The organism is Streptomyces sp. NPDC001410, assembly GCF_042895235.1.
Classification (GTDB): domain Bacteria; phylum Actinomycetota; class Actinomycetes; order Streptomycetales; family Streptomycetaceae; genus Streptomyces.
This window is the reverse complement of sequence record NZ_JBIAWE010000020.1, coordinates 1-13,219: the sequence shown is the minus strand read 5'-3', so window position 1 is coordinate 13,219 and position 13,219 is coordinate 1. Positions and strand designations below refer to the sequence as shown.

The 13,219-nt window shown below is 69.6% G+C and carries 20 protein-coding genes; 1 reads left to right on the top strand and 19 read right to left on the bottom strand.

Translation table 11 applies throughout. The annotated features are described in order from the left end of the window. Window positions 1–178 precede the first annotated feature (178 nt). The 17 genes from ACFY3C_RS35540 to ACFY3C_RS35460 form a co-directional block, all read right to left on the bottom strand. Window positions 179–2,095: a DUF3987 domain-containing protein gene (locus ACFY3C_RS35540; RefSeq protein ID WP_390773740.1), complete on the bottom strand. Its 1,917-nt coding sequence runs from the start codon at window positions 2,093–2,095 to the stop codon at window positions 179–181. A gap of 217 nt (window positions 2,096–2,312) precedes the next feature. Continuing rightward, entirely contained in the window at window positions 2,313–2,939 is a 627-nt protein-coding gene (locus ACFY3C_RS35535; RefSeq protein ID WP_390773739.1) for a hypothetical protein, read from the bottom strand. A gap of 115 nt (window positions 2,940–3,054) precedes the next feature. After that, on the bottom strand, window positions 3,055–3,195 hold the full coding sequence (locus ACFY3C_RS35530) for a hypothetical protein (RefSeq protein WP_390773738.1): 141 nt from the start codon (window positions 3,193–3,195) through the stop codon (window positions 3,055–3,057). After that, window positions 3,192–3,518, bottom strand: coding sequence for a hypothetical protein (locus ACFY3C_RS35525; RefSeq protein WP_390773737.1), 327 nt, complete (start codon window positions 3,516–3,518; stop codon window positions 3,192–3,194). The genes ACFY3C_RS35530 and ACFY3C_RS35525 overlap by 4 nt, the downstream gene beginning before the upstream one ends. 5 nt (window positions 3,519–3,523) lie before the next feature. Then, window positions 3,524–3,847: a hypothetical protein gene (locus ACFY3C_RS35520; protein WP_390773736.1), complete on the bottom strand. Its 324-nt coding sequence runs from the start codon at window positions 3,845–3,847 to the stop codon at window positions 3,524–3,526. After that, a complete protein-coding gene (locus ACFY3C_RS35515) occupies window positions 3,841–4,044 on the bottom strand; it encodes a hypothetical protein (protein ID WP_390773735.1) in 204 nt (67 codons plus the stop codon). Before ACFY3C_RS35515 ends, ACFY3C_RS35520 begins: the two co-directional genes overlap by 7 nt. Window positions 4,045–4,060: 16 nt before the next feature. Next, window positions 4,061–4,657 (bottom strand): hypothetical protein, encoded by a 597-nt coding sequence (locus ACFY3C_RS35510; RefSeq protein ID WP_390773734.1) that lies wholly within the window; start codon window positions 4,655–4,657, stop codon window positions 4,061–4,063. A gap of 82 nt (window positions 4,658–4,739) precedes the next feature. Beyond that, the gene (locus ACFY3C_RS35505) at window positions 4,740–4,925 is read right to left on the bottom strand and encodes a hypothetical protein (RefSeq protein WP_390773733.1); all 186 of its coding nucleotides are present in this window, start codon (window positions 4,923–4,925) and stop codon (window positions 4,740–4,742) included. A 5-nt stretch (window positions 4,926–4,930) separates the two neighbouring features. Continuing rightward, entirely contained in the window at window positions 4,931–5,338 is a 408-nt protein-coding gene (locus ACFY3C_RS35500; RefSeq protein WP_390773732.1) for a hypothetical protein, read from the bottom strand. Between the two features lie 268 nt (window positions 5,339–5,606). Continuing rightward, window positions 5,607–6,284: a hypothetical protein gene (locus ACFY3C_RS35495; protein WP_390773731.1), complete on the bottom strand. Its 678-nt coding sequence runs from the start codon at window positions 6,282–6,284 to the stop codon at window positions 5,607–5,609. Continuing rightward, complete coding sequence (locus ACFY3C_RS35490) at window positions 6,263–7,885, bottom strand: hypothetical protein (protein WP_390773730.1); 1,623 nt, start codon at window positions 7,883–7,885, stop codon at window positions 6,263–6,265. The genes ACFY3C_RS35495 and ACFY3C_RS35490 overlap by 22 nt, the downstream gene beginning before the upstream one ends. Window positions 7,886–7,969: 84 nt before the next feature. After that, window positions 7,970–8,269, bottom strand: coding sequence for a hypothetical protein (locus ACFY3C_RS35485; protein ID WP_390773729.1), 300 nt, complete (start codon window positions 8,267–8,269; stop codon window positions 7,970–7,972). A 53-nt stretch (window positions 8,270–8,322) separates the two neighbouring features. Continuing rightward, window positions 8,323–8,904: a hypothetical protein gene (locus ACFY3C_RS35480; RefSeq protein ID WP_390773728.1), complete on the bottom strand. Its 582-nt coding sequence runs from the start codon at window positions 8,902–8,904 to the stop codon at window positions 8,323–8,325. Window positions 8,905–8,931: 27 nt separating this feature from the next. Continuing rightward, entirely contained in the window at window positions 8,932–10,110 is a 1,179-nt protein-coding gene (locus tag ACFY3C_RS35475) for a hypothetical protein (RefSeq protein ID WP_390773727.1), read from the bottom strand. Continuing rightward, window positions 10,107–10,373 carry a hypothetical protein gene (locus tag ACFY3C_RS35470; protein ID WP_390773726.1) on the bottom strand — a complete coding sequence of 89 codons (267 nt, stop codon included), beginning with the start codon at window positions 10,371–10,373 and terminating at the stop codon, window positions 10,107–10,109. Before ACFY3C_RS35470 ends, ACFY3C_RS35475 begins: the two co-directional genes overlap by 4 nt. Beyond that, window positions 10,370–10,660 carry a WhiB family transcriptional regulator gene (locus ACFY3C_RS35465; RefSeq protein ID WP_390773725.1) on the bottom strand — a complete coding sequence of 97 codons (291 nt, stop codon included), beginning with the start codon at window positions 10,658–10,660 and terminating at the stop codon, window positions 10,370–10,372. The genes ACFY3C_RS35470 and ACFY3C_RS35465 overlap by 4 nt, the downstream gene beginning before the upstream one ends. A gap of 79 nt (window positions 10,661–10,739) precedes the next feature. Then, window positions 10,740–11,054 carry a helix-turn-helix domain-containing protein gene (locus tag ACFY3C_RS35460; RefSeq protein ID WP_390773724.1) on the bottom strand — a complete coding sequence of 105 codons (315 nt, stop codon included), beginning with the start codon at window positions 11,052–11,054 and terminating at the stop codon, window positions 10,740–10,742. Between the two features lie 286 nt (window positions 11,055–11,340). Here ACFY3C_RS35460 and ACFY3C_RS35455 point away from each other — a divergent pair, with 286 nt between their 5' ends. After that, on the top strand, window positions 11,341–12,099 hold the full coding sequence (locus tag ACFY3C_RS35455) for a GntR family transcriptional regulator (RefSeq protein WP_390773723.1): 759 nt from the start codon (window positions 11,341–11,343) through the stop codon (window positions 12,097–12,099). Window positions 12,100–12,155: 56 nt separating this feature from the next. On the opposite strand, the gene ACFY3C_RS35450 is transcribed toward ACFY3C_RS35455, so the two are convergent. Next, window positions 12,156–12,464: a helix-turn-helix domain-containing protein gene (locus tag ACFY3C_RS35450; RefSeq protein WP_390773722.1), complete on the bottom strand. Its 309-nt coding sequence runs from the start codon at window positions 12,462–12,464 to the stop codon at window positions 12,156–12,158. A 276-nt stretch (window positions 12,465–12,740) separates the two neighbouring features. Next, window positions 12,741–13,085 (bottom strand): hypothetical protein, encoded by a 345-nt coding sequence (locus tag ACFY3C_RS35445; protein WP_390773721.1) that lies wholly within the window; start codon window positions 13,083–13,085, stop codon window positions 12,741–12,743. Window positions 13,086–13,219 lie beyond the last annotated feature (134 nt).

Sequence of the window (13,219 nt, the reverse complement as noted above, 5' to 3'; positions counted from 1 at the left end):
TGGCTCAACTTCTGTGGTGGACCGCCGCCGTGCAGCGGATCGGTCCGATGACGACTGAGAACGGGCACGTCAGCGGCCGACAGCCGCGTGGACGCTCGCGCACGGTGTCGCTTCACAAAAGTTGAGCCGGAACCGGAACTCGCGAACAGAACCAGCCCCACCTTCGAAGATGGGGCCATTACTCATCCTTGAGGCCAGGATGCACTCGGTACAGCGCAGCCGGTTGGCGTCCACGCGTCCCGGTTCGTTCTTCGTGGAGCCGACGGACGTAGCCGTGCTCCTCGAGGAGCCTCAGTGCCGGAGCTGTGGAACTCACGGTGGGGAAGGCCCGGCGGCGGGCTGTGACGAGTTCGTGGGCCTTGAAGCTGGTCACCTTCGTCCGGCGGATCCAGTCGAGCACCAGCTGAGCCTTCTCGCTGTCAGCGTCGGTTTCCATGAGGTCGAAGGCCGCCAGGGCGTGGGCGGTGTAGTACTCGCCGATCGCAATGGCGCGCTTGATCGTGGCCGCCTCGATCGATTCGCCCCAGCGGCCCGTGGCGGGTTCGGCGAGGTGCAGAAGGCCTGCGATACGGGCCACCGCTCCGACGTACTTGCCTGCCCAGTCGTCGATGTGAGCCAGGGCGCCGTCCGGGCGGAGCTGGGGCTCGATCGCTTCCTGCAGCTTGATGACGGCCCGGTCGGCCGGGCCTGAGCATTTGATGGTGACCGGCTCAGGGAGATCCGTGAGGGTGTGGACCAAAGCTGTGAGGCGGGACTCATACGTGCGGGACGTCTTCTCCGGGACCGGCGGGACAACAATCTTGCGGTAGCCGAGGGTTGACGCCGGGAGAGAGAAGAGGAAGCGCGCCAGGAGGCCCCGGCCGCGGGCGCCCGGGGTCTGGGCGAGATCCATCAGCACGGGGGGCTGAAGGGTGATGCCGATGGTGAGGGCAGGCTTCTCGCCCAAGTCGGCGTCACGGGTGATGCGTTCGGCCTGGAGGCGTTCGCCCTTGTGGCCCTGGAGGAAGACGCCGAGGTTGGGGCGGGAGCTGTAGCGCCCCGCGATGATGTCGAAGAGGTCGCCCTCCGGGGACAGGACGCCGAGGCGGCCGTGCGTGCTCAGGAGCTTGGTCAGGGTCTCGGGGGTGACGTCACCCGAGGCGGTCAGGCGGGGCTTGGGCGGGACGACGATGGCCTCGGCTTCCATGCGTAGGCCGGCAGCCTCGGCGACCAGGGAAGTAGCCGCGGTGGAGTCGTCGACCTTGCGTGCCTTGGTCATGATGGCTTCGGCGCGGGCCTCCGCAGCTTCCTTCGCGACCTCGGCCTCAATGATGGAAGGGCGGGCGTCCTCCTGCAGAACCGACTCGATGTCGTAGATCGGACGGGTCATGGCGGCGAAGACGTCCGACTTGCGGGACGCCGGGGGCATGGCGACGACCAGGTAGAGGTTCGTCTGCTCGACCCATCCGTCGCGGATCTGAACGTGGACGCGCCCGCCGGCGGCGGTGGAGAGCGCGGCGAGCGCCATGGTGGCGGCCATGTCCGCGGGTGTCTGGGTGAACTCGGCAACGGCGGTTACTTGTTCAGCCACCCAGGTGGGCAGGGCCTCCACAGGGAAAGAGGACAGTGTGCCCTGTTGGCCGATGGGGGTTGGGGCAGGCCAGCGTTCCTCGACCGTCGTGCGGTCGAGCGCGTGACGTGCTGCGGCGAGTAGCTCGTCGTGGTCTTCGCCGGATTCGCGCGCGGCCTGGATGAGCCGGGTGCCAAGCGCCGCGATCTGCCGCCGATCTGCATGCTCGCGCACGATCTTCGCGTAGTACTGGCCCATGCCGGCTGTTGGCACGGCCCCGTAGAGAGTGTGCAGATAGGTCGCCCCGCCCACCCGCTGAAGGTCGCCCGCCTTGTACAGCGCGTCGGCGAGAACGACCGGGGTCGGCTGGATGCCGCCTGCCGCGAGCTCCAGGATCGCGCGCCAGATCGTCTCATGGGCAGGGCGGTAGAACACGGCAGGGTCCTGCCCGAGTTCCTCTTCGATCTCGGGCAGGACGGCGGCGTCGAACATGACAGCGCCGAGAACGATCTGCTCGGCCTCGATGCTGTTCGGCGCCTCGGTCATGGGGATGACGTTGTCGCTGGGGGCGTGCTGGGGCGTGCTCACGCCACTCCTCTCGGTGCGGTGGTGGTTCTGCGAGACGGCATCAGGGCGGCCAGCCAGGTCGGCAGCGGGGCAGGTTCGGTGTCGTGGGCTGTGTTCGCTTCCCGGCAGGCGGCGCAGCGGCAACCGCGGGCATGACGTGCCCGCCTTCCGTGTGCGGGAACGGGGCGGGCGTCCATCAGCGTTCACCCCGCAGAGCGGCGACCATCGGTCCGCCGTGCTCGTTGATGTTCGCGGCCAGGACCGCGATGGCCCGATTGGCGTCGTCGACCAGGCCGTCGCCGGTGGTGTGCTGGGGCGTGACCAAGCCCCAGGTGTCCTCGGCCACCAGTCGCATGACGGCCGTGGTCAGCAGGGCCGGTCGCTGCGAGTCCGGCTCCCGGCGGGGCCGGTACGGGCCGGATGAGTCGGTGTCGAGGACCGACCCCGGCTGCCAGTCGCGCCAGGCGCGCGGGATGCGGCTACGGCACTCGGCGCGCAGGTCATAGTGATCGAGCGGGACCTGAATTTCGAACAGCAGACGGCCCTCTCCGTCCTCAGAGAAGGCGGAGGTGATACCGCTGAGGTCGGGCCGGATGCGCACGTAGCCCGGTGACATGACGGGCGAGGTCGCGACCGTCCACGCCGCCGCCGCGAACTCGGCGGGCGACAGCGGCTGGTCCGGCACGCCGTACTCGTGGAACCAGTCGAGGCGGGCGGCTAGATAGGCACCGTATCGAGAGCGGCCGTCGGAGGCGTTCCGCGCGTCGTAGTCATCGACGCGGACCAGTGTCGAGGGCGCCCAACTCGGTTTGTGGGCAGGCATGATGAATGCATTCCTTCGCTCGGTGGACAATGCGGGGCGCGATCCGTGGGTTGTAGGAGGCAGCGGTCGCGCCCCGCTTGATGTGCGGTGTGCCGATGCGCACACGGCTGCGGGTTCAGGAGTCGTCGAAGCGGGTCTGCTCGCACCTGTCGCACATAGGCACCTGGTCGTCCTCATCGAGGACGACCCAGGCGAACGGGTCCTGCCGGACGGTGACGTCCGGTTTGGCCTCGCCGCAGAACTCGCAGTGCATCACGACGACCACTCCCACGGTTCGCCGGCGCCCGCGGCGCGGTCGGCGGCCTCAGCGAACAGCAGGGCCTCCCGCTCGAACCGGGTCGGCATCAGCCAGTCGGCGGCCGCGCGCCGCAGCACGATCGCGATCTGCCGGGCGTGGCCCGGCTCGACCTCGGCCTTCTCGCCACGCAGCGCCGCGTCGAACGGGTCCCGGATGTGCGCCCAGTCCGTGGCGGGCAAGAGCTGTGAGAGCTGCTTGACCAGGGCCGCGATCTGCTGGACGGAGCGGCGTTCCTCGCCGTATAGGTCGCTGCCGTGGGAGATGGTGACGGTGGTGGTCACGCTGGTCACCTCCACTCCCATGGCTGGCCCGCGGCCGCCGCGCGGTCGGCGGCGTCGGCAAGTTCGTTGGCCGTGGCGCCCCAGTCGCCGGGCATGAGCTGGTGCGTAGCCGCCGTGTGCAGGACTTGGGCGACGCGGCCGGCCTCTGCCGGGTCCACGGTGAACGGGTCGCCGGACGGGCGGTTGAACAGGTAGGCGATCGATCGCCAGTCGCTGGCTGTCAGCACGTGGGCCAGCTGCTGCGCGAGGTTGGACATCGAGGTGTAGGAGCGGCGGAACTCGCCGTGCTGGTTGGTGTCGTGGGAGACGTTCCAGCCCATGGTCACCACGCCTCTCGGATGCTGAGGATGTGGACCCGGTCGTACTGGTCGACGTCGCCGAAGACGCGCTTGGCGATGTTGCGGGCGGCGAAGCGGTGGTTGAGGTGTGGCATACGGACGTTGGTCGTCCTGAACGTCCCCGCGCCGTCTTCGGTGCGGTCGGACCAGGTGACGGTGAAGGTGACCAGGTTCTGGGCGGTGCTCATTGCGTTCTCCTTCGAATCAGCGGGCTTCGCCGGCGGCGGCGCGCAGCAGGGCGAGGACCTGGTCGCGGGTCCGGCCGGGGGTGTCGTTCCAGGCGACGAACGAGCCACCTCCCGATGGGGCGAGGACCTGGTGGAGGTGGTCGGTGGCGCGGTGAAGGGTGTCGGCATTCCCGTAGCCCAGGCGCAGCAGAACGAACTGGGCGCCGCGAATGCATCGGCCGCCGTCCTCGTCGCGGTCGGCTCCCCAGGCCCAGCCCCACCGCTCGATGACCAGCGCGGTCAGCTCCAGGTGCTCAGCGGCGGTGACCTGGCGGGTGCCGGCGCCCCACCGGTTGCGGACCAGGGAGATGGACAGCGCCCATTCCGGCAGACGTCGCAGCCAGGCCGGCGGCGGAGCGAGGACCGGGGAACGGTCGGCGGCCGGGGCGGAGGTGAGGCCGCGGAGTGCCTCGTCGATGAGCTGCTGGGTGGTCTTGGTGACCAGCGGGTGGGCGGTGGTGCGGGTCCGGGCGGCGAGGTACCGCTCGATTTCGACGACCAGGCCGTCGACGTCGACGGGCGCCTCGGTGACGTCACCTGCGTGGCTTGCTCTGGCCAGGGTGGTCGTGCTCATCTCGTTCTACCTCCTGCGCGATGCGCGGGTTGGGAGGGGCGCCCCTGGTGCTGTCCAGGCGAGAAGGGGCGCCCCGGTCGTGTCAGAGGCCTTGGCGGTCGGGCCGGGCGGCGTTGTAGTCGGCGATCTCCTGCACGCCAATCCCGGCCTTGCGGGCCGCGGCGATGGCGGCCGCCATGGGCTGGGGGTCGGTGGCGAAGCCACTGCGGGCGTGCTCCAGGACCAGGTCGGCGGCTTCCTTCAGTAGCTGCTCGCGGGTCGAGGTCATGGGGATCACGCCCTCCAGCCACCGAGCGGGCGACGGCGCTTGGGGTCGCTGCCGTTGGCGACGCGCTTCTCCAGGCCACGGATCTCTGCCTCGTCGAGGTACGCCGCGTAGTCGTTACTGCCGAGCGGCGGGGCGACCTGGGGGCCGGGGGTGGCGATGTTGCGGATGTCGGCCGGGGGCTCCTCGTAGACGGGCCCGTACAGGAGGCACAGGGATTCGGCGTCCATCGAGCCGCAGTACGGGGTGCCGGTGAAGGGGCGGTGGCCTTCGAAGACGTACTCGCTATAGAGCTGGGAGTCCTCGTACGGGGCGAGGTTGGTGGCGATCTGCATCACCACGTAGTAGGGCCGGTTGAGCTTGGCCTGCCGGGCGAACTTCTTCGCGTCCTTCGGCTGCCAGACCTTGCCTGCCATGGCGTGTGCTCCTTCGTGATCAGGGTTGGGGTGGGGCGCCCGGGTGCTGTCCAGGCGAGCGAGCGCCCTTCTGTCCTGGTTTGACGGGTGGTTGGGCGGGTGGTCGACCCTCGGTTGGTGCCGGATATGCACCGGTTTGGCGGGCGGTCGTCAGGGCGGTCCGGGTGGTCTGCCGACCAGTTCGGTACCCTGCGGGACCGGGTGTTTACTGGGGCATTCCGGGCATCGGCTGAGCGCCGACCGGGGGTTCGACCGGGATGGTCTGTCCCTATTTGCGTGCTGCGTCGGCGAGTTGCTCGCGGGTGTAGCCGTTGGGGTTGGCCATGCCGTCGAGCGGGCCGAGCTTTCGGGTGGTGCCGGCGCCCGCGTCCCGCAGCTGGGCCTGGAGCTGGGTGGTGGTCAGGTCGCCGTAGCGGTCGGGGTAGCGGAGCTGGAGGAGTTCGACCAGGCGCTGGGTGCGGATGCGGTCGACGCCGTCCGCGTCCATGACGGCGATGCAGTCGGCGATCAGGCCGCGGGCGGTGGCCTCGGCCGCGTGGGTCTTGCCGTACACGACGGCGTCGCCAGTGAGGGTGCCTGCCTCCTCGCGCAGCTGGCGGCCGCGCAGGCAGATCTCCTTGAAGTCGGGCAGGTCGATGACATCGGCCTTGAGGGTGACGTGGCCGTCGTCGCTGCCCTGGTCCAGGACGACCACGCCCCGGCTCGCCTCGGTGAGCAGGTGGGGGGCTGCGCCGTTGGCCACGGCGTCGTCACCGAGGACCATCTTGGCGCTGCGGTCGCCCTTGACCCGGTACGAGGCGCGCTTGGCGCAGACCTCGCGCAGCTTGGTCGGGACGGAGTCGGCGTCGGGGCGCTGGGTGATGAACACGCCCATGCCGCCGACGAACCGGGTGACGCGCACGTAGCGGGCGAAGCCTTCGACCATCAGGTCGCGGCCCGAGCGCATCTTGACCCGGCCGCCGGCCTCCGGGTCGCGATCCTCGTCGATGGGGACCTGGACCAGTGCGGCGCCATCGAGCAGCTCTGGAGCTCGTCGACGACCAGGAGCACCGGGCCCATGCCCTTCTTCGCCAGGTCGGGGGTGATCTTCCCTTCGGGGACGGACTCGGGGTCCTCCTCGTAGAGGCGGTCCAGCTCGGTGCCCCGGTCCTGCATCTCCTCGATGGTGCCGCCGATGACGTCCAGGACCTCGCGGATGATCTCGGGGGTGGCTCCGGCGATCCACTTGTGGGCGATGTGCCGCAGCGGTGCCCAGTCCGGGCCGGTCTTGCCGGTGATGACGATGATCCGCACGGTCGGGTCCAGCGCGGCCGCCGCGGCGACCAGGCGGGCGAGGTAGGACTTGCCGTAGCCCATGAGTCCGCCGATGAGCAGGGAGAACCACAGCAGGTGGAGGGTGTGGCGCTCGCGGCGGGCGTCGGCACCGAGCGGTACGCCGTGCTGCCAGTAGTCCCACCGTTCTGCCTTGATCAGCTCGGACGGGACCTTGCCGGTGCCGTAGGGATTGTCCTCGTCGGCGACCCACAGCACGAAGCGGCCCTCGTGCCCCTCCTCGGAGGTGTCGGCGGACATCTCGATCCGGGTCTTCTTGATCCGCATCGAGGAGGCGAGGTCCTCGACCTTGCTGATCGCGGCCGACGCCTTCACGCCGCGCGGCAGTTCGACGGTGGCCGTCCAGCCCGGGCCGGACGGCTGGATGACCCCGGCGAGGTGGGTCTCGTCCCGCTGGGCCTCGGTGATGATGCCCGCTTTGACCAGGGCGGTGACCAGGTCAGATTCGCCCTGGACCCGGCCCGACTCCCGCTTGAACAGGCTGACCCGTCCGAGGTTGGCCAGGGTGTCCGGCACGAACGGCGCGTCTTCCGCCAGCACGGCTTCGCCGGTCGCCTGGTCCACCACGATGACCGCCCCGTCCGGGGTCTCGGTCAGGACGACCTTCCCGGCCTGCTTGGTCTCCTCGTCGACCAGCGGCCTGGAGAGGTACCACCAGCCGAACGGCGCGGCGCCCAGTCCGGCGAGAGCGAACATCGGTGCCATGGCGACCACGTTGAGATAGACCACGACGACGCCGATGGCGCTTGCCAGTCGGCCAGCCTTCTTCGCCCAGCGGGCCCGGCTCAGGGCCCGGCCGTCGACCTTCATCCGGTCGGCGTCCGCGTCGCCCGCGATGAGGGCGAGCTGGGCCTCGGCGCCCGCCAGCTGCGCGGCAATCCCGCTTGCCTCCTCAGGGGAGGCGCCTCGCAGCTTCGCCTGCAGAGCCTTGATCCGGCCCCGTACTTCGGCCTCCTGGCCGCGCTGAGCCTGGCGGCGCTTGCGCTCGAGGTCCTGAGCGAGGCGCTCGTCGGTGACGTCCGCCGTGGCGAACCACTCCTGCAAGCGCTGGGCGACCCGGGCGCGCTGCTCGGCGAACGCGGCGGCGGCCTGCACGCGGCGGCGGGTGGCCCAGTCCTTGGCCCGCTCGGTGCAAGTGACCTCCTCGGCCTCGATGATCTCGGCGTCGACGATGTCCTCGTCCCCGGTCAGGTGGGGGTTGGTGTCGATGGCCATCAGCCGGTTTCCCCTCTCCCGGGGCGCCTTGCGCGCCCCGGCTAGCTGGCTAGTGGGCTTGCTGACGTGCTGGCTTCGGAGAGGTCAGTGGTGGAGTGCGGCGGCGCAGTCGAAGCGGTCGCCCTTGCGGTCGGCGTCGACGCAGCGGTAGGCGCGCTGTTCGTAGCGCTGTCCGCATTCGGCGGCGTGGCGCTGGACGCGGGCGAGGATCTCGCCGTGGGTGGGCTCGCCCTTCGGCTGGCCCTCGCCGTCGCACTCGGTGCAGGTGATCTTGTCGAAGCGGATGGTGCTGGCGTTGATCCGCTCGGCCCAGGCAACGCACTTCGACTGGCGGCCGTTGGCGTGGTTCAGGACGAAGGCGTCGGCGAAGATTTCGAGTGCCATCAGTGAACTCCTTCGGTGAAGGCGGGTTGGGGTGACTGGTTCGCCGGCGGGGCCTAGAAGCCGGACCAGACGTTGCCGAGGGAGGTGGCGGCGGACACGCCCAGGTTCTGCAGGAGCGGGCCGAAGGTGGTCGGGGCGAGGACCACGCCGAACATCACCAGCGCGGTGGCGTGCCAGGCGTTGATCCGGCCCTTCTTGACCATGACGAAGGTGAAGACCGCCAGGCCGATGCCGAGCATCGCGACGACGCTGATCGTGCCTCCGGCCGACTGCACCTGGACCTGCTGCTGGTTGTATCCGGCCGGGGTGCCGACGGTGGCGCCGGTGCCCGTGGTGCCCTGGCGCAGGCTGAAGTCGATGCCCGCCATGCCCGGCTGACCGGTCTGGCCGTCTGCGACCGTGACGACGGCCGAGCGGTGGGCGGCGTCGGCGCGGTAGGCGGCGGTGTCGAGACCGCGGATGTGGACGGCCTTGCCCGAGGGGAGGGTGACCGGGGCGCCGGCCGCGCGGTCGACGGCGGACCGGACGACGGTGGTGGCCTTCTCGGGGGTGTCGGCGTGGGCGGTTCCGGCGATGCCCAGGAGGGCGGCCGCAGCGGTACCGGTCAGGGCAAGGGTGCGGATGATGCGGGCCATGGTCGTGTTCTCCTTCACGGGGCGGTGTCAGTCGGTGGGGCGGGTGGCGGCCAGGGACATCTGACGGCGGGCGGCGGGGTGGTACTTGACCGTGCCGGGGCGGCGGCGGGGCGGGGTGCCGCCGTTGCGCTTGCGGCCGTCCTCGCCCGGCTTCCTCGACGCCTTCACGCGGGCCGTGGACGACTCGTCGTCGGCAGACGGCGTTTGGGAATCGACCTGCGGCTTTTCGTCCTTCCCGGGGGCGTCCAGGGGGCCGTTCTGGGCGAGACGGACGGCGCGCTTGGCTGCCCGCATGTGGGCGATCCGGTCGGCCGTCGAGCCAGGCTCCGCGCCGTGGATTTCCAGGCACGCGCGGGCGTAGGTCTTCTCGCTCGGCACGACCTCCGGGCCCTCCGGCCGGCGCAGTCCGAACGGGCTCCGGCGGCGGCCGGGACGGACCTCGCCCAGCGCGGTCGCGAGGTCGATCGCCCGCTCCCACACCTCCGGGTCCCCGGCGGCCCGGGCGGCGTTGACCGCGCCCAGCCGCAGCAGCTCGGCATGGGCCGTACGACGCTCGGCACGGCGCACCGAGCGGGGGGTGCGGCCCTCGCGCTTGGCGATCCGGCCGTGCTCGTGCAGGTCCCAGATTGCCGGGCCGATCACGGAGCACAGCGCGCCGCCGATCCCGGTGGCGATGCCGTACTCGGCACTGCCGTGCGCGAAGTTGATCCCGGCGGCGATGAGCGCCTGGACCAGGGCCCCGAGCCGGTAGTGCCAGGACGGGCGGCCCTCGTCGATGGCAGCCTGCCCCCCGCAAAGCAGCGCCCAGGCGACGCCCTCCAGGACGAAGGGCGCGGCAACGAGGAACCAGGCGTGCGGGTCCCAGAACGCCATGACCTGCATCGGCAAGCTGACGACGACGCACACGATCGCGATCGTCTTCGCGGCCTTCCGCCAGGTCGTCGCCGACTTCTCGGCCCTGGCCTTGGCGGCGGCCTCCTCTCGGCGGGTCTCCTCGCGGCGCCGGCGCTCCTCGGTCGCGTCGTCGAGGTCGCGCTGGATGTCCTTCTGCGCCTTCGCGCGGGCCCGCTCGCTCGCCAGCTCTTGGCGGACGCGCTCGCCCTCGTTCTTGATGCGCTTGGCTTCGGCGTCGGCCTGCAGCTGCTCGGCACGCGCCAGGCCCTCGGCGTACGTGTCGCCGGACGCGTGCAGCTCGGTGACGCTCACCGGGCACCTCCCGACTGGTCCGCGGGCTTTCCGACGGAAGCCAGGTCCTGCCTGGTGGGCCAGGCCTGAGCCTCGTCGTCCGACAGGCCGCGGGTGCACGCGATCTCCACCTCGGCGCCGTTCATATCGACGGCGGCCGCGCCCTCCAGGCGCTCGGTGATGTCCTTGCTGCGGTCGCAGACGGCGAGGTACTCGTCGAACTCCGCACCGCACCAAGTGACCGGGTCGCCGTGTTCCTTGCGGAACTTCGTGGGCGAAGTCATGCCGCCGCCCCCATCTCGCGCTTTTGCGTGGCGAGCCGGCGACGGATGAGCCGCCGCTCGTCGGGGGTCGTGCCTCCCAAGACCGCGAACTCGTCGCCGTTCCGCAGCGCTTGCATCAGGCAGGCCTGCATGACCGGGCAGCTTCGACACATGACCTTGGCCATCTCGACGGCCCGAGTGTCGGACGCGTGAGGGAAGAAGATGTCGGTGTCCCGGCCGGCGCAGGCGGCCCGGCGCTCGATGTCCTCGTCGAGGCGAGGAGCGGCCTGTGCGGTTCGCCTCGCCATCTGAGCTCGCCAGTCAAGCGGGGCTGGAGTGGGCTTCGAGGTGGCAGCGATGCGCACAGTTCGGCGCGGTGTGGCCATCTCAGCTCACCTCGGCGATGGCCGTCTCGGCTCGCCAAGCGGCCGTCCACTCGGCTACGTCGACGAGCTGCCCGGCCTGAGTCACGGACTCCATCAACAGCTCGATGGCCTTGATCGGGACGAGGATGCGGCCGCGGATCTTGATGCCGGGGAACTCGCCCTCACGGATCGCCCGCCACAGTGTCTGGTAGCTCACGCCGAGCTGCTCGGCGGCCTCGGCGATCGTCACGGCGAGCTTGGCGCCGGGCTGACGCTCGCGGCCGGCCCGCTGCAGCTTTACGACGTGGGCGGCCTGTTCATTAACCTGGTCGTGCATCGATCCTCCTGTGTGCTCAGGGGGTGATGTGGGGCCCTGGTGAGGGATCAGAAGGTGCTGGCGGCACCGTGTGATCTCGCGACTCACCAGGGCTTTCCCGTGACAAGAGCTCTCCTGAGACGCCACACTTTGGCTGACATCTCTAGAGACGTCTTCAGTGAACCGAACATCTCTAGAGATGTCAACGGGGCTTCTGTCGGATGGCGAAAGGGGGTGATCCCCCTCGATGCGCGCGTGCGGGTGTCGCCCGTACGCTGTCTAGAGAGGAAGGGAGAGTGATCGCTCGATGGCCACCCAGGGCGCCAGCCGCCAGCCCAAGTACCAGCGGATCGCCGATGACCTGAAGCGGGCGATCAAGGAAGGGGTCTATGCCCCCGGCGACCGGTTGCCCGGCGAGAATGACCTCATGGCCACTTATGAAGTGGCTCGCATGACCGCGCGGCAGGCGCTCGGGGTGCTGCGGAGTGAAGGCGTTGCAGAGGCCCGCAAGGGGGCTGGCGTCTTCGTCCGTGCTTTTCGACCCCTTCGGCGTAGAGGGATTCAGCGCCTCGCGAAGGAGAACTGGGGGGCGGGGCGGTCGATCTGGGCGGTCGACGTCGAGGATCGGCGGCTGGTGGTCGACCAGCTTGAAGTCGGTGTGCGGCCGGCGCCCGACGTAGTCGCCGCCGTTCTCGATCTGCCGCAAGGCGCGGATGCTTGCGCGCGGAGTCGGCGCTTCGTCTTGGATGGAAAGCCCGTGTTGCTCGCCACGTCATACCTGTCGGCCGAGCTTGTAGCGGGATCGGCCATCCTCCAAGAGGACACGGGGCCGGGCGGAACATATGCGCGCCTCGCCGAACTCGGCCACAAGCCCGTGCACTTCCGTGAAGAGATCCGCTGCCGGATGCCTGCACAGAGCGAGGCCGCGCAGCTCGATCTCTCCATGGGGACGCCGGTGATCGAGATCTGCCGCACGGCCTTCGCCGATGGAGGGCGCGCCGTCGAAGTGAACGAGATGGTCCTGGATTCGGCTTCGTACATCCTGGAGTACGACTTCGACGCCTGACTCGGCGGGATGTCGAGGTTGCAGCGAGGCGCACAGTACGGCGCGGTGTGGCCATCTCAGCTCACCTCGGCGATGGCCGTCTCGGTTCGCCAAGCGGCCGTCCACTCGGCGACGTCAACGAGCTGCCCGGACTGAGTCACGGACTCCATCAGCAGCTCGATGGCCTTGATCGGGACGAGAATGCGGCCGCGGATCTTGATGCCGGGGAAATCGCCCTCGCGGATCGCTCGCCACAGTGTCTGGTAGCTGACACCGAGTCGCTCAGCGGCCTCGGCGATGGGGACGGCGAGCCGATTCGGCTTGTGGTCGCCGTTGATGCGCTGCAGTTTCACAGCGGGAGCGGGCTGACCAGCCAGGTCGTGCATTGATACTCCTGTGTACTCAGGGTGGTGGCGTTTCGGGCGTCGGAGAGCGGTTCGCGGGGTGTGTGAACACTTCGCGACCCGGTTCCGGGTCCTTGATCTCCTGAGGCTGACAGGACTTACAAGCGCGGAACGGCGGCGAGCGCCGAACTACCCGCAGGGCGGGAAACTTTCTTCTCGATTTCCCGCCGAGCGGGCAGGCCCGTCTGGACAACGCGGTTCTGACGGCTGGGGGATGGTAGGAGTCATGCGCCGTTTCGATCCGTTCGGACGCATGGATCAGCGCGCTTCCAGAGCGTCCGCCCTTCTCGTCAAATCCGCTGCGATGTGGTCCCAGTCTGGGCCGTGCAGCCACAGGTTCTCGGCAGCCTCCCGCATGAGCGCCGGCTCGTCCGGGCGCTGCAGGAGCACCAACCGATAGGCCAGATTGCGGACCCAAACCGGCAGATAACCGTCGACCACGTGCGGGCTGAGCTCATGCAGCATGGCGAGGATCGAATCCGCGTCAGCGAAGGTCAGCTCTTCGACGAAGTAGTGCTCTTGGTGCTCGCGACCGCACTCCGGCGTCGTCCGGTACTCGTCTCCGTAGAGACACCGCGCGTGCTCCGTCAGAGTGCTGTGCATGCCCTGGAGCCTACGATGCGGTGATCCGCCGGACAGACCCTAGTAGTGCTTCGTTACGTCGAGTGATCTCGGCTGGTGGTGGGCATCCTCGTGGTGTGAGGTTGGGGGAAGTGGAGCGGCTCCGGGGTGAGTTA